A 15,434-nucleotide genomic window follows, 5' to 3' on the forward strand; every position below is an offset into this window, starting at 1 on the left:
TTGTGAATACTTATTTCGCTTTATTGCTAAACAACTGATCCAGTTTTTCTTCAAAACTGTGATAGTTCAGAAAATCGTATAATTCAGCACGCGTTTGCATTGTATCGATAACAGCTTTCTGATCGCCATTTGCCAGTATCGACTGATATACGTTCAGCGCCGCTTTGTTCATTGCCCGGAATGCACTTAACGGGTACAGCACCATCGCCACTCCAACACTTGCCAGCTCCGTTTTATTAAATAAAGGCGTTTGGCCAAACTCTGTGATATTAGCCAACACCGGTACTTTTAGCGCTTTGGTAAAGGCCTGATATTGCTCCAGTGTATGCACGGCTTCAGCAAAAATAGCATCTGCACCAGCGGCTTCACAGGCCAGAGCACGTTCAATAGCCGCATCTAAACCTTGCTGAGCTAACGCGTCGGTACGCGCCATAATAAAGAAGCTCTCATCGGTGCGGGCATCCACACTGGCTTTTACCCTGTCGACCATTTCATCCAGGCTAACAATTTCTTTGTTCGGCCGGTGGCCACAACGCTTTTGCGCCACCTGATCTTCAATATGAAAACCGGCGGCGCCGGCGCGGGTCATTTCCTGTACCGTACGGGCAATATTAAAAGCCCCGCCCCAGCCGGTATCGGCATCAACCAACAGTGGCAGGTCGGTTGCACCGGTGATGCGGCGGATATCTTCACAGACATCATTCAGTGACGTCATACCCAGGTCCGGTAAGCCAAAAGAGGCATTTGCTACACCTGCACCAGACAAATACAGCGCCTGATGCCCTGTTCGTTCTGCCATCATGGCAGTGTAAGCGTTAATCGTGCCAACGATTTGCAGCGGCTTGTTCGCGCTAATCGTTGCACGGAATTTTTGTCCGGCGGTAAGTTTGGTCATGTCAGGTCCCCGTTTGTTCCAATTGTTTTTCAATATTGCGTCTTGATGCCACTATGTGTCTGCGCATCAGTAAGTCGGCCAATTCACCATCGCGATTGGCAATGGCATTAAGGATAGCTTTATGTTCATCAAAGGCCCGGGATACACGGGGCCCGTTCATACCAAGCTGTACCCGGTACATCCGTACCAGATAGTAAAGCTCGTCGCATAAGATGTTGATAAGATAGTCATTCTTACTACCCAAGATGACACGGTAATGAAAATCCAGATCGCCGGCTTCCTGGTAGTAACTTTCACCTTCCCGCACCCGCTGCGTGCTTAAGTGCTGATCCAGTAACTGACGCAGCTCAGCGATTTCGCTATCAGCCATATGCTCGGCTGCCAACCTGCAGGCTAAACCTTCCAGAGTTTCGCGCAGCTGATATAAAGACAGTAAACCCTGTGTCGACAATTTCACTACCCGGGCACCGGCATTGGGTATACGCTCAATTAAATGACAACGTTCAAGCCGGGCAAGTGCTTCCCGCAATGGCGCCCGGCTTAAATCAAAGCGTTTAGCCAGCTCCGGCTCGCTAATCTTACTGCCTGCCGCAATTTCGCCCTCTACAATAGCGCGCTGTATTTCCAGCAGCACTCTGTCTGAAGCGGTAATTGCAGGTCGCAGTGACGGGTGAATAATAGCCATAATTGTCGACAAAGAATAAGAGTTAGCGTTGTTTTATAGCGTTTCAAAGCGTGAGTCAAGCTTAACGCCAAATAGATTGTCGACAATTCAGATAAAGCTTGTGCATTTCACTTTACAACTAAAGACATTAAAACGACTACCGTCTCTGTGCTGGAAACGCTTTTTTACTGCAATTTTTAGATTTTTTTTTTATTAAACGACACCTTAAAATGCGTTTAAGAACTAAAAATAGCCACAAAAACACTTGCACCTAAAAAAGGTTCAACGCAGTAACCTTGCCTGTTTGATGGAATAAGCTGGGGATAATTTGAGGATAAGTTGGGCACAAAATAGAAAATTAATATTATGATCATCAACATCGCGACAGCGATGCATTTCAGCAAAATGCTGTGTTTTAACTACACTAAATCTTACCTTTTAAACGTCTTAGCAGTTGTAACGATAGCGCACGGCTCATTCCCTATGAGCCATTCCCCTAAGCCCGGAACAATGCGGATTGGTTCCGGGCTACTTTTATCTGCCAAGCAAAGCTATAACGAAAGACAGACAATTAAGCGACTCTTTTTACGCGATTAAATAAGCTGTAAAAGTTAGCTGTTGTTGCGTCTGCCAGTTCAGTTATGCCGATATTTTTAACCTGTGCTATCGCATCTGCCACTGCGGTTACATAAGCGGGCTGATTGGTTTTGCCTCTGTAGGGTACCGGTGCCAGATAAGGCGAGTCAGTTTCTATCAACAGACGATCCAGAGGTAATTTCTTCACCACATCACGTAGTTCAGTTGCATTACGAAATGTCATGATACCGGATATAGAAATATAAAAGCCCATATCCAGTGCAGCCTTCGCCATTTCCCAGTTTTCAGTAAAACAGTGCAGCACTCCACCAGCATTAGCCGCGTTATGGCTGCGCATTAATGCCAACGTATCTGAACGGGCATCGCGGGTATGAATAATCAGCGGCTTATTTACCTGATTGGCCACCTCAATGTGGGTAACGAAAGCTTGCTGCTGACTTAACTTGGACTCAGGTGAGTAAAAGTAATCCAGCCCTGTTTCACCTACGGCAACGACATGTTCCAGCTGGCAGCACGAAAGTAGATGCTGCGGATCAACATTATCGTTCTGATGTAGCGGATGTTCACCGCAAGAAACAGACACCATCGGGTAAGGCGCTACTACTTGCTGCATCTGGTCAAATTCAGCCAGGCTAACACATACACACAACATGTGCTGTACTTGCCCTGCTTGAGCGTTGGCTATTACCTGCTCCAGCGTAAGCCCTAGTTTATCCAGTTCCAGCCGGTCAAGATGGCAGTGCGAATCAACAAACAACGTTATTCTCTCAATTTAAATAGTATGGGTTGGATCGGGGGAGTTAAGCATTCCGCCGAGCAATTTTTCAATCTGGGCGCTCAGTTGAGATTTATCATCAATAAAGCTGATCCCGACACCGGCTGGGTTTGAACTTTGCGATCCATGTGGTGTGATCCAGGCAACCTTGCCTGACACCGTTATGGATTCAAGTGAATCCGGTAAAGTAACGCTCAGTGCCAGTGACTGCCCCATTTTATATTGCCGGGCAGTACGGACAAACAAACCACCATTTTTCAGAAACGGCATATAACTGCGGTACAAGTCTTTTAAATCATTAAAACCTATCGTCAGTTCTTCCATATGTCCTCCGGTTATCCGTGCAACCGTTTAAGCTCTGTTAAAAATGCACTTAACGCCAGTTGCTTATTCTGCCCTAAAATCTGACTATCGTCACGGCACCAGCGGTTATACAGCATATGCATGGCCAACAAGCGTTGCGGGTTCTGGCCGTCTGAAGGCACAAGTCGCTGGCGCAAGAACCAGCCCAGCAATTGGCTGATCCCCTCTGACTGCTCCAGCTGTTTTACGCATTCAGTCAATGACAATTGTTGCTGCAGATACTGGGTTAAATGTTGCAGTGAGACCTGAAGCTGGTCAGCCGCACCACTTTCCAGCAATGCTAAAGCCTTTAGCGGCCCGCCTCCACAGTATGTCAGTAGAAAATCCGGTACTGCTCTGTTCGTTTGCTGTCGCAACCAATCTTTAGCATCATCACCAAATTCTGCTGCCAACTGCCACTGCTGGCAGCGACTCATGACTGTCGCAGGTAAAGCATTGGCTGAGTTGCAGTAAAGTATAATAAAACTATTCTGAGGTGGTTCTTCCAGAGTTTTTAACAGCGCATTGGCTGCCGCCTCTGTTAATTTATCCGCATCGCTTACCAGCACCACTTTGTTTGGCTGTTGCTGTGGCCGCCCCTGCATAAACTGACTTAACTGGCGCACCGCATCTATACCAATAGTGGTACCAGAGTTGTCCACCGCCAGAAAATCTGCATGGCTACCGGCTGCAAACAGCAAACAGCTTTTACATTCACCGCAGGGCTTATTTTTTGCAGTACACAGCAAAGAGGCGACCAGATACTGTGCAAGCTGATGTTTGCCGATGCCAGACGGGCCTGTTAGCAAAATACCATGCGCCAGTTGCTGTGTCGCAAGCAGCCGACTCAACTGCTGCTGATACCGCTCTAACCAGGGCAGCAGCATCGTTTACTCAAACACCCGGCGCAGTACAGCTAAAATACTGTCTTGCACCTGCTCCAGCGACTGGCTGGCATCAATAACTTCTATATTGGGCTCACTGGCGGCGATTTGCAGATACTTCTGCCGCGTGCGCTGGAAAAACGTCAGCTGCTCCTGCTCAATCCGGTCCAACTCGCCGCGTGCCTTCGCCCGCTCCAGCCCAATCGCAGGATCAATATCCAGATACAACGTCAGATCAGGCGTCAGATCTCCAAGCACAGCATGGCGCAACTGATTAATAAAGGCTTCGTCCAGCTGTCTGCCGCCACCCTGATAAGCACGGGACGACATATCATGCCGGTCGCCCAGTACCCACTTACCCTCAATCAGCGCAGGCTGAATGACATTGACGAGCAATTGCATCCTGGCGGCATACATCAGCAATAATTCTGTTTGCGGGGCGACGACCTCGTCATCCTGAACCTGTTTAACTAACGTTCTCAGGCTTTCTGCCAGCGCAGTACCGCCCGGCTCACGGGTGCACACGACCTCGTGGCCAGCGCGCTGCAGATACTGCTTCACAGTAGCAATAGCGCTGCTTTTCCCGGCCCCTTCCAGGCCTTCGATAACGATAAATTTGCCCTTACGGTTCATAACTTGGATCCCAGAATGTATTTCTTTACCGCACTATTGTGCTGTTCCAGCGTTGAAGAGAACTGATGCGTACCATCACCTTTGCTGACAAAATAATATAAGTCTGTTTCAGCGGGTTGGGCAGCGGCCAGCAATGACGCCTTGCCAACCAGACTGATAGGGCCTGGCGGCAGACCAAAATGGCGATAGGTATTATATGGATGTGGGTTGTTCAAATCAGTACGGGTGATATTACCATTAAAATTTTCCAGTCCGTAAATCACTGTTGGATCAGTCTGCAGACGCATATTTTTACGTAAGCGGTTTACAAATACAGACGCAACCATGGTTTTTTCCGGTGGGTAACTGCTCTCTTTTTCAATAATCGACGCCAGAATAAGCAGCTGATAAGGCGTTTGCAGCGGTAAATCGCCTTGTCTTTGTTCCCAGGCCTGCGCCAGCTCGTTTAATAAAGCATGTTGTGCTCGCTGCACCAGTTCACGGGCAGAACTGTTGGCAGTGTAATAATAAGTATCAGGGTACAACAGTGCTTCTGCATTCACCGGGGTTTCACCCCACTCTGGGGGCCATTGCAACATGGCCTGCACTTCCTCTGCAGTGTGCAGATCCTGCGTTAAATAACGGGCTTGCGTTATCCGCTGCAAGCTCTGCTGCACGGTTTCGCCTTCTATAAGCGTAAGCGCAAACTGGGCTTCTTTACCGCTTCGGAACAGTGCCAGCAGCTGTAACAGTGTCTGCTCACCGGATAACCGGTATACCCCCTGCTTTACACCTGCCTGTGCCGGGTGCAGGCGCAGATAAAGTTTAAGCGCCAAACAGTTTGTTGATGTAAGTTGTTGTTGCTGTTGCCACTGCCGACATAGTGACGCTGCAGAGCTGCCGGCAGTCACGGTGTAAATATCATCTGGTAAGTGCAGCGGGATCTGCTGTATATAGCGGACTAACGCGTAATAGCTGACACCAAGTAACAGCGCTACGATAAAGCCTAAGCGGATAAGTTTTAACATACTACCTGCGTTCTCATTTGCTGTACTGGTGTCAGTGATAAATCCCTGTTACAAAACCGGCGCACCGGGACTATCCCCATCAGGGCGTTGCAAACGGCAATAGCGTCCACCGTCTTTAACTCGTCCAACTGCCAGTTCACTTCCTGTACCGGTAATTGTTGCATAATGTTCTGCCGCATTACCCCAGCTACGCCGGCCCGTGTCAGCTCGGGGGTATACCAGTTGCCTTCCCGGCAAAATAATACGTTAGCAGCACTGGCTTCAGTGACAAAACCCAGCTGATCAAGTACCAGCAGATCGTCATATGCACTGCCCTTAAGCTGCTGCTTAATCAGTACCTGCTCGAGGCGATTGTTATGTTTAAGCCCAGCCAGCACAGGTTGCACAGCTAGCTGTAAAGTTGCCAGGCCAAGACAAATGCCTTTTTGCGCTTCAGTATAATCTGGCATAGCACTGCTACTAACATAAATGCGCGGTGATGTTACACCAGAACAGCCATAGCCACGTCCGCCTTCGCCACGGGAAATCAGTATTTTGACCACCTGCTCAGACATAGTGATAGCGGAACGCGCCTGGGCAGTCACTAAATCCCAGTCAATATCACCAAACATTAACTGTCGCGCTGAACGTTGTAGCCGCTGCAAATGCAAAGACCACAGCTGTATCTCACCTGCACGCACCTGTATCGTGGTGAAAATACCATCGCCATAATTAAAACTACGGTCCTGTGGGGAAATTGCCGATTGCACACCTGTCACCGGGAAATTAATATCAGCGGCAGTATGCCTTAAAACGCAGATAAAACAAAGGCTGCACTTGAGGCAGCCTTTGTCTGTAAAAACAGCAGATTAAAGACGTTTGAACAGGATTGAGCCGTTTGTTCCGCCAAAACCGAAAGAGTTGCAAAGTGCATACTCCATCGATACCTGCCGGGTTTCATGCGGCACATAGTCCAGATCACAACCGTCATCCGGATTATCCAGATTGATGGTCGGCGTAACAATATTTTCCTGCAGTGACAACACAGTAATGATCGACTCAACTGACCCAGCTGCGCCAAGCAGATGGCCAATCATTGATTTGGACGAACTAACCATCACTTTCGATGCATGATCACCAAACACAGACTTAATAGCTTTCGTCTCTGCAATATCACCGGCAGGCGTTGATGTGCCATGCGCGTTAATGTAAGCAACCTGCTCCGCATTAACCTTGGCATCATTCAATGCATTACGCATTGATGCTGCTGCACCGGCACCATTTTCTGGTGGCGAAGTCATGTGATAAGCATCACCGCTCATACCAAAACCAATCAGCTCGGCATAAATTTTCGCTCCGCGGGCTTTGGCGTGTTCATACTCTTCCAACACCATAACACCGGCACCATCACCCAGCACAAAACCGTCGCGGTCTTTATCCCATGGCCGGCTGGCTTGTTGCGGCGCGTCGTTACGGGTAGACAACGCCCGCGCAGCGCCAAAACCGCCCATACCAAGCGGAGTAGACGCTTTTTCTGCGCCACCGGCAATCATCACATCCGCATCACCGTAACTGATCATGCGAGCAGCATGGCCGATATTATGCACGCCTGTGGTACAGGCAGTCACAATGCTGATATTTGGCCCTTGTAAACCGAGCATAATAGACAGCTGACCGGATATCATATTAATGATGGTAGACGGCACGAAAAACGGCGATAACCGTTTTGGCCCACTGTTAAGCAGCTTGGTATGATTTTCTTCAATCAACCCCAGACCACCAATACCAGAACCAATTGCCGCGCCAATACGCGGAGCATTCTGCTCGGTAATTTCAATGCCTGAGTCACGAAACGCCTGGATCCCAGCCGCAACGCCATATTGAATAAACAGATCCATCTTTTTGGCGTCTTTCGCCGGAAAATATGGTTCTACATCAAAGTTCTTTACCAAACCTGCAAATTTAGTGGTGTAAGCGCTGGTATCGAAATGTTCAATCAGCGAAATACCACTTTGGGCTTGCTGTAAACCCTGCCAGCTTGAGGCAACATCATTACCCAGCGGCGTCAACATGCCTAAACCGGTAACGACCACACGACGTTTTGCCACAAAACCCTCCGCCATGGAAATTTTATCGATCGTAAAATGAAAACGGGTAGCTTAGCTACCCGTTCTGCAAGCTGTTAGCTTACTCAGCGTGCGCTTTGATGTAATCAATCGCAGACTGAACAGTAGTAATTTTTTCAGCTTCTTCGTCAGGAATTTCAGTATCGAATTCTTCTTCCAGAGCCATTACCAACTCTACTGTATCCAGTGAGTCAGCGCCCAGGTCTTCAACGAAAGACGCTTCGTTTTTCACTTCGTCTTCTTTAACGCCCAGTTGCTCAATAATGATCTTCTTAACGCGTTCTTCGATGTTGCTCATCTTTTCTTCCTTTTTCTCATATAAATCGCAACAATTCGTGCAATTTTGTGTGGCGCTAGTTTATGCGTAAGCTTTGTGGGTTGCAAGCTCGGAACACAGCATTTTATGCTGGTCTAACCTGCTCCCAGATCGGCCTACACCATATACATACCGCCGTTTACGTGAATTGTTTCACCGGTAATATAGGCTGCCTGCTGTGATGCCAAAAATGCAACCGTTGCTGCAATCTCTTCCGGCTGGCCTAAACGATTCGCCGGAACCTGAGCGAAAATAGCTTCTTTTTGATCATCAGATAGCTCTTTCGTCATGTCGGTATCAATAAAGCCTGGCGCTATCGCGTTCACGGTAATACCACGCGATGCCACCTCTTTAGCCAGTGACTTGGTAAAACCCAGCACACCGGCTTTTGCAGCAGCATAATTTGTCTGGCCGGCATTTCCCATAGACCCTACTACAGATCCGATATTGATAATCCGGCCAAAGCGCTTTTTCATCATACTACGCATCACAGCTTTACTTAAGCGGTATACCGATGTCAGGTTAGTTTGCATAATGTCAAACCACTCTTCATCTTTCATCCGCATCAATAAATTATCCCGGGTAATACCGGCATTATTAACCAGAATATCAATATCACCAAACTGGTTTTTTATCTGTTCCAGGCATTGTTCGATTGACGCCGTATCACCAACATTTAACATCAGGCCACAACCTTTGTCACCAAGATACGCACCGATAGCTTCGGCACCTTTCTCTGATGTGGCAGTTCCGACAACCTTGGCACCAAGCGCAGCAAGTTGTTCCGCGATAGCACGGCCGATACCACGGCTGGCGCCAGTGACCAGCGCGACTTTACCTTCTAATGAAATAAACTGTGTCATGTTAAATCCTTTACTCTGCACTAAGCGCCGCTTGCAGTGAGGCGACATCACCTACTGAACCGGTAGTTAATTCTTTATTTATACGCTTAATTAGCCCGCTTAATACTTTGCCAGCACCAAGCTCCAGTACATCTGTTACGCCCTGTGCAGCTAACCACTCAATCGTTTCTGTCCAGCGAACCGGGCTGTATAACTGACGGACCAGTGCGTCCTTTATCGCCGCTGCGTCATTTGTGATTACAACATCAACATTATTGACCACCGGTATGACAGCATGATTAAAATTAAGTGCCGCCAAATCGATGGCTAATTTTTCCGCCGCTGGTTGCATCAGTGCGCAGTGAGATGGCACGCTGACCGGCAATGGTAAAGCCCGTTTTGCACCGGCAGCTTTACAAAGCTCACCAGCACGCTCAACAGCAGCTTTATGTCCGGCAATAACAACCTGCCCAGGTGAGTTGTAATTAACCGGTGACACAACCTCGCCCTGAGCGGCCTGTTCACAGGCGGCAGCGATAGCCGCATCATCCAGCCCAATAATGGCAGACATAGCGCCAACACCAGCAGGGACCGCCTGCTGCATATAGTGGCCGCGCTTCTCCACCAGTTTAACTGCGTCTGACAGGCTTAATACCCCGGCACATACCAGCGCTGAATACTCTCCCAGCGAGTGACCAGCGAAGTATGCAGGCTTAAGGCCATCTTGCTGTTGCCACAAGCGCCAGACCGCAACCGATGCGGTTAACAGCGCCGGCTGAGTCCGCTGAGTTTCGTTTAAGTCGGCTTCAGGTCCATTTGCGACCAGTGCCCATAAATCATAACCAAGCGCATCAGATGCTTCAGTAAAAGTCTGTTTTACAATATCAAATTCGGCATATAAATCGGCCAGCATACCAACACTTTGCGAGCCCTGCCCCGGAAAGACGATTGCAAGTTTTGTTGTCATGTTAATTCCTGCAGAAAAATATAAAGTACTGACTAAGTTTAGTAACGCACCAGCGCCGACGCCCAGGCAAACCCACCGCCAAAAGCTTCCAGTAATAATGTCTGGCCGCGTTGGATACGACCATCACGAACAGCTTCGTCAAGTGCTGTTGGCACTGTAGCAGCAGACGTATTGCCATAGCGGTCAAGGTTAATAACGACCTGATCCATTGACATGTCCAGTTTGCGGGCAACAGCTGAAATAATACGCAGGTTTGCCTGATGTGGTACCAGCCAGTCTATCTCAGACTTATCAAGATTATTTGCCGCCAGTGTCTGCTCTACAACCTCAGATAATTTGGTTACTGCAACTTTAAAGACGTCATTACCTTTCATTGAGCCCCATGACTGGTGGACAGATGCCTCGTTACCACGAATAGGATTGTCAACATAAAGTAATTCTGAGTACTTACCATCAGCCTGGATATGAGTAGATAAAATACCTGGTTGCTCAGAAGCTTCAAGCACCACAGCACCAGCCGCATCGCCAAATAAAATCACCATACTTCTGTCTTCAGGTGATACCAGGCGGGACAAGCAATCGGAGCCAATTACTAAAACGCGCTTGGCAATACCACTTTTTATATATTGATCGGCAACGCTCAGTGCGTAACAGAAGCCAGCACATGCCGCAGCGATATCAAATGCAGGAACTGCATGCATCTGGAGCTCACGCTGAATTTCACACGCCGCACTTGGCAAGGCGCGGGACGCACTGGTAGTGGCACAGATAATCATATCAATGCTATTTTTGTCGATATCTGCAGCTTCAAATGCTTTCAGAGCTGCCTGCGCTCCCATAGTCGCGACAGTTTCGTCGTCACCAATGATACGGCGCTCTCTAATGCCGGTTCGCTCGATAATCCATTCGTCGGTGGTTTCAACCATTGATTCAAGGTCTGCATTGCTGCGAACCTGAGATGGGAAATAACTCCCGGTACCTATAATGCGTGAATACATGCGGACCTACGCTTTATCAATTAATACGTGTTCCAACCGGCCTTTGATTTTAGCGGGTACCTGACGTTCTACTTCCCGTACCGCTTGCCGGATGGCACTGAGAAATGCTTCTTTAGTCGCATTTCCATGGCTTTTCACTACAATTCCGCGCAATCCTAACAGACTTGCACCATTATAGTGGTCGGGGTTCACGCCCAGATAAAGGTTTTTTATGAAAGGTTTGATTAACCAGCCGAATAATTGTGCAGTAACCTTGTCTTTAATGCTGGTTTCAAAGCGGCGCAGAATCAGCTTAGCGACACCCTCACAGGTTTTTAATGCCACGTTCCCAACAAAACCATCACAGACGATAACATCAGCTTTGCCTGTAAAAATGTCATTACCTTCGATATAGCCGATGTAGTTAATGTCGTTGCATTCTGATAGCAGCATTGATGCACGTTTAATCTGATCAGATCCTTTAATCTCTTCTTCACCCATATTCAAAAGCGCTACTTTGGGTTGACTGATACCAATCACCTCTTCAGCCATCACGGCGCCCATCACCGCAAACTGAAATAACGTATCAGCGTCGCAGTTAACTGTGGCACCTAAATCAAGCATGTAGACAGGGTTACTTTCAATCGCTGGTAATGCACTGATCAATGCCGGGCGGTCAACGCCATTGAGCATTTTCAGCACGAAATGCGCCATCGCAATTAAGGCACCGGTATTGCCAGCACTGACACAGGCCTGCACTTCGCCCTTTTCTACTAAGTCTAAAGCGACACGCATGGATGAATCGCGTTTTGAACGCAAAGCGACTGATGGCTTCTCTGCCATCGACACGACCTGGCTGCTATGACGGATACTAAGCTGAGGATGAGGAAAAACACCGTGCAGCTTCAACTGCTCGGTTAGTATGGCTTCATCGCCACACAGAATAAGATGTAAATCAGAATATTCGCACACTGCAGCAAGTGCAGCAGGAATAGTAGTATGGGGGCCGTGATCGCCCCCCATCATATCTAATGCAAGTGTCAGCTTAAGCGGCTGCACCCGATGCACTCAGACTTATTTTACTTTACGGCCTTTGTAGTAACCGTCGGCAGTAATGTGGTGACGACGGTGCGTTTCACCGGTAGTAGAATCAACTGACAGCGTTGGGCCAGTTAATGCATCGTGTGAACGACGCATATCGCGGCGTGCACGTGATTTTTTGTTTTGCTGAACAGCCATGGTATTTCTCCTAAACTCACTTTTTCTTTAATTCTGCCAGTACAGCGAAAGGATTGGGTTTTTCCGGTTCCGGACCAATATCACCAAAGCTCATCGATGATGCACTAACGGCACAAACCGCTTCGTCATGCATCGGGAACAAGGGTAAAGCCAGAATCAGCTCATCTTCCACTAACTGCCGTAAATTTATTTCGCCGTGCTCGTCTTTCTCGATCACGTCGTAACGCTCAGGAATTAACTCCAAAGCAGCGTCATCATCCGGTTTAACCGGAGTGTATGCAAAATTGCAGTCCAGCGACACTGTCATGGCTTCACCACAACGTTCGCAGGTTACACTCACTTCGCAAGAAGCGCCACCCTGTATAACAGTCAGGCCTTGCTGGTCAGTACCGCATTCAACTCGTACCGTTACCTCGCCCTGCTTATCAAGCAGACTTTCGGTTAACCGGGTTAAATTTACCAAAGGCATAATACCTTCGTAATCAGAGCGTTTTTGCGCTGCTTTAACCGGATCTATAGTAACGGGCATTTTTACTTTTTGCATAAGGCGCGCATCATATAGAAGCGCCCCCTTGCTGTCAAAGGGATCTGACAGATTTTTACCGTTTTTCTCGCGCATTTTTTTCATTCTGTTTATAGTGCTTCAGATTCTGAATACTAAGGCTATTTTTTGTCATGCGCGAAGCTTTATCACCACCTTTATACCTGGCATCCACCTCTGTCTATCGTCAACAACTGCTGAGCAAACTGACTACGGCATTTACCGCCGTAAAGCCAGAGGTCGATGAAACGCCGCTGCCGGCAGAAACCGCCAGTCAGCTGGTGCATCGGCTGGCATTAGCAAAAGCCAACAGTATTGCCAGCACTCTACAGTGCGGCCTGGTGATAGGTTCAGATCAGGTTGCTGTTTTTGCAAATGAAATTATCGGCAAACCGCACACGACAGAGAATGCCGTTAAGCAACTAACACGTTTTAGTGGCCATACCGTAACATTCCTAACAGGCTTGGCTCTGGTAAATGCTGAGACAGGCAGCGCCCAGGTTGTAGTAGAGCCTTTTGACGTCACGTTTCGCCATTTATCGGCTGCAGAGATTGACGCCTATATTGCTAAAGAGCAACCTCTCGACTGTGCCGGTAGCTTTAAAAGCGAAGGTTTAGGTATTACCTTATTTAGCAGTTTAAACGGTAATGACCCAAACAGTCTGATTGGTTTACCACTTATCCGTTTAAATGCGCTACTGCTGAACGAGGGCGTCAATGTTTTACTCTAACTCAGATTACCTGCACTTATAGTACGTGCAATAATTCCGGCATAGTGTCAATAATCGCCTTAGGTGCATACTGGCTTAATACCTCTCTGCCGTGCACACCATGTGTAACGCCAACTCTTGGCATGCTGATCGCCTGTGCCATTTTCATGTCATGGCTGGTATCCCCAACCATAACCGCCTGTTCCGGTGCCATGTCCAGTTCGCGCAGGATTTGTTGCAGCATATCAGGGTGAGGTTTAGACTGGGCTTCGTCGGCACAGCGGCTGGTATCGAAATACTTCTGCAGCCCGGTTTCAGCAAACATTCGCGCCAGACCTCTGCGCTGTTTTCCCGTCGCAACGGCCAGTTTAATGTTGCAGTCTTTTAACTGCTGCAACACCTGTTCTACGCCCATAAACAGAGGCGTTGGAGTAGTATCATGTAATACATAGTGATCGCGATAATGTGCAAACAACTGCTGACGCTTCGCCTTTTCTACACCCGGAAATAACATATCAAAAGCCGGGTCGAGACTTAAGCCAATGATCTGCTTAACGGCAAATTCAGTGGGTACCGCCAGCTCAGCTTTAAGCGCAGCTGCACGCATTGATGAGACAATGCGCCCGACCGAATCCATTACAGTGCCATCCCAATCAAATATCACTAACGACACATTGTTTTTTGCTACTGACACCATACTATTTTCTCGTTAATTTATTTAGTGCTTGCTCAAGAACGCTATCCAGCGGCGCTTCAACGCGCATAGTTGTTTCAGTATTCGGATGCATAAAACTTAAGGTTTTAGCATGCAAAAATAAGCGATTTAATCCTATTTGCTGCATCTGAGCGGTAAAGGTGTTATCACCATACTTGTCGTCGCAAGCAATTGGATGTCCTTTGCAAGCAGTATGCACGCGGATCTGATGTGTTCTGCCGGTTACAGGAAATGCTTCGACCAGCGTGCCTTGCTGATAACGCTGTAAGATCCGGAAGCGGGTTTCAGATGGCTTGCCTTCTGCTTCATCAACCCGCACCACCCTTTCACCTGATTGCAGCGTATTTTTCTTCAGCGGCTCAGTGACTTTTCGCACTTTATTATCCCAATCGCCGGCAACTAAAGCCCAATACTTTTTCTCTACGGTTTTATTACGTAGCTGCTCATGCAAATGGGTTAATACCGAGCGTTTTTTGGCAATAAGCAAACAGCCTGAGGTATCTCTGTCCAGACGATGCACCAGCTCCAGATGTTTAGCCAATGGCCGCAATGCGCGTAGCGCCTCGATTACGCCAAACTGCAAACCACTGCCGCCATGCACTGCCATACCGGATGGTTTATTCAGTACAATCAGATCGTTATCTTCAAATAAGATATGCTGTTCCAGCCCCTTTACCATCGATAGTTTAGTGGAAACCGCTTCCCCTTCAGCAGCTACGGTTAATGGCGGGATCCGTACAACGTCATCCTGTTGCAGCTTGTATTCAGGTTTGATGCGTTTTTTGTTCACTCGCACCTCACCTTTTCGTAAAACACGATAAATAACACTTTTTGGTACGCCTTTAAGCCGTGCCAACAGAAAATTATCTATACGCTGACCAATAAAATCAGGTTCTATTTCAATTATTTGCACCGGTAACTTGATTTCGTCGGTCATGGGTTTTGAATACTCTGCTAATATTAGATTTCAGTTGCTATCGGCTGCTTATTAGTGGGATAATCCCGGAGCTAATTCTGCCAAAACTGGCAATTAGGGCGCTCAAAGTGACGTAAGAGAATTTGTGCGGCAGCGTCTGGGGAACAGATCATACCGAAATCGTGGTGAAAACCAACGTTTTTATACCCCAGGCGTAAAACAAACGCCATTTGCCTGAGATAATGCTGCGTAATTTATTATCAACAGCGGCAAAACATGAATTCCGGTCAACCAGAGCAATAAAGATTA

At 47.9% G+C, this 15,434-nt stretch carries 19 protein-coding genes; 1 reads left to right on the forward strand and 18 read right to left on the reverse strand.

Features of this window, described 5'->3' with window-relative positions; all coding sequences use genetic code 11:
- Positions 1 to 10: 10 nt before the first annotated feature.
- From prpB to yceD, 16 genes are all read right to left on the reverse strand, one after another.
- Positions 11 to 895 (reverse strand): methylisocitrate lyase, encoded by an 885-nt coding sequence (gene prpB, locus LHL18_RS01775; protein ID WP_226765524.1) that lies wholly within the window; start codon positions 893 to 895, stop codon positions 11 to 13.
- Between the two features lies 1 nt (position 896).
- Positions 897 to 1,580: a GntR family transcriptional regulator gene (locus tag LHL18_RS01780; protein WP_226765525.1), complete on the reverse strand. Its 684-nt coding sequence runs from the start codon at positions 1,578 to 1,580 to the stop codon at positions 897 to 899.
- A 550-nt stretch (positions 1,581 to 2,130) separates the two neighbouring features.
- The gene (locus tag LHL18_RS01785; RefSeq protein ID WP_134054578.1) at positions 2,131 to 2,913 is read right to left on the reverse strand and encodes a TatD family hydrolase; all 783 of its coding nucleotides are present in this window, start codon (positions 2,911 to 2,913) and stop codon (positions 2,131 to 2,133) included.
- 15 nt (positions 2,914 to 2,928) lie between these two features.
- Positions 2,929 to 3,255, reverse strand: a complete 327-nt coding sequence (locus tag LHL18_RS01790; RefSeq protein WP_134054576.1) for a PilZ domain-containing protein — start codon at positions 3,253 to 3,255, stop codon at positions 2,929 to 2,931.
- A gap of 11 nt (positions 3,256 to 3,266) precedes the next feature.
- Positions 3,267 to 4,160: a DNA polymerase III subunit delta' gene (gene holB, locus LHL18_RS01795; RefSeq protein ID WP_134054574.1), complete on the reverse strand. Its 894-nt coding sequence runs from the start codon at positions 4,158 to 4,160 to the stop codon at positions 3,267 to 3,269.
- Positions 4,161 to 4,163: 3 nt separating this feature from the next.
- Positions 4,164 to 4,790: a dTMP kinase gene (gene tmk, locus LHL18_RS01800; RefSeq protein WP_226765526.1), complete on the reverse strand. Its 627-nt coding sequence runs from the start codon at positions 4,788 to 4,790 to the stop codon at positions 4,164 to 4,166.
- Entirely contained in the window at positions 4,787 to 5,797 is a 1,011-nt protein-coding gene (mltG, locus tag LHL18_RS01805) for an endolytic transglycosylase MltG (RefSeq protein ID WP_226765527.1), read from the reverse strand. The genes tmk and mltG overlap by 4 nt, the downstream gene beginning before the upstream one ends.
- Positions 5,791 to 6,546, reverse strand: coding sequence for an aminodeoxychorismate lyase (gene pabC, locus LHL18_RS01810; protein WP_226765528.1), 756 nt, complete (start codon positions 6,544 to 6,546; stop codon positions 5,791 to 5,793). The genes mltG and pabC overlap by 7 nt, the downstream gene beginning before the upstream one ends.
- Before the next feature lie 99 nt (positions 6,547 to 6,645).
- Complete coding sequence (gene fabF / locus LHL18_RS01815) at positions 6,646 to 7,884, reverse strand: beta-ketoacyl-ACP synthase II (protein WP_226765529.1); 1,239 nt, start codon at positions 7,882 to 7,884, stop codon at positions 6,646 to 6,648.
- Positions 7,885 to 7,963: 79 nt separating this feature from the next.
- Positions 7,964 to 8,200, reverse strand: coding sequence for an acyl carrier protein (gene acpP, locus LHL18_RS01820; protein WP_134054564.1), 237 nt, complete (start codon positions 8,198 to 8,200; stop codon positions 7,964 to 7,966).
- A 134-nt stretch (positions 8,201 to 8,334) separates the two neighbouring features.
- Positions 8,335 to 9,081: a 3-oxoacyl-ACP reductase FabG gene (gene fabG / locus LHL18_RS01825; RefSeq protein WP_226765530.1), complete on the reverse strand. Its 747-nt coding sequence runs from the start codon at positions 9,079 to 9,081 to the stop codon at positions 8,335 to 8,337.
- A 10-nt stretch (positions 9,082 to 9,091) separates the two neighbouring features.
- Positions 9,092 to 10,027, reverse strand: a complete 936-nt coding sequence (gene fabD, locus LHL18_RS01830) for an ACP S-malonyltransferase (RefSeq protein ID WP_226765531.1) — start codon at positions 10,025 to 10,027, stop codon at positions 9,092 to 9,094.
- A 38-nt stretch (positions 10,028 to 10,065) separates the two neighbouring features.
- A complete protein-coding gene (locus tag LHL18_RS01835; RefSeq protein ID WP_134054560.1) occupies positions 10,066 to 11,025 on the reverse strand; it encodes a beta-ketoacyl-ACP synthase III in 960 nt (319 codons plus the stop codon).
- Positions 11,026 to 11,031: 6 nt separating this feature from the next.
- Positions 11,032 to 12,072 carry a phosphate acyltransferase PlsX gene (gene plsX / locus LHL18_RS01840; RefSeq protein WP_206109512.1) on the reverse strand — a complete coding sequence of 347 codons (1,041 nt, stop codon included), beginning with the start codon at positions 12,070 to 12,072 and terminating at the stop codon, positions 11,032 to 11,034.
- A 6-nt stretch (positions 12,073 to 12,078) separates the two neighbouring features.
- Complete coding sequence (gene rpmF, locus LHL18_RS01845; protein ID WP_008223049.1) at positions 12,079 to 12,243, reverse strand: 50S ribosomal protein L32; 165 nt, start codon at positions 12,241 to 12,243, stop codon at positions 12,079 to 12,081.
- A 16-nt stretch (positions 12,244 to 12,259) separates the two neighbouring features.
- The gene (gene yceD, locus LHL18_RS01850; RefSeq protein WP_226765532.1) at positions 12,260 to 12,787 is read right to left on the reverse strand and encodes a 23S rRNA accumulation protein YceD; all 528 of its coding nucleotides are present in this window, start codon (positions 12,785 to 12,787) and stop codon (positions 12,260 to 12,262) included.
- Between the two features lie 131 nt (positions 12,788 to 12,918).
- Between yceD and LHL18_RS01855 the strand changes: the two genes are divergently transcribed.
- Entirely contained in the window at positions 12,919 to 13,515 is a 597-nt protein-coding gene (locus LHL18_RS01855; RefSeq protein ID WP_226765533.1) for a Maf family protein, read from the forward strand.
- A 16-nt stretch (positions 13,516 to 13,531) separates the two neighbouring features.
- On the opposite strand, the gene LHL18_RS01860 is transcribed toward LHL18_RS01855, so the two are convergent.
- Together LHL18_RS01860 and rluC are read right to left on the reverse strand one after the other, a co-directional pair.
- Positions 13,532 to 14,191 (reverse strand): HAD family hydrolase, encoded by a 660-nt coding sequence (locus tag LHL18_RS01860; protein ID WP_226765534.1) that lies wholly within the window; start codon positions 14,189 to 14,191, stop codon positions 13,532 to 13,534.
- A gap of 1 nt (position 14,192) precedes the next feature.
- The gene (rluC, locus tag LHL18_RS01865) at positions 14,193 to 15,146 is read right to left on the reverse strand and encodes a 23S rRNA pseudouridine(955/2504/2580) synthase RluC (protein ID WP_226765535.1); all 954 of its coding nucleotides are present in this window, start codon (positions 15,144 to 15,146) and stop codon (positions 14,193 to 14,195) included.
- Positions 15,147 to 15,434: the final 288 nt, after the last annotated feature.

This window comes from Rheinheimera aquimaris (assembly GCF_020531985.1).
GTDB lineage: Bacteria > Pseudomonadota > Gammaproteobacteria > Enterobacterales > Alteromonadaceae > Alishewanella > Alishewanella aquimaris.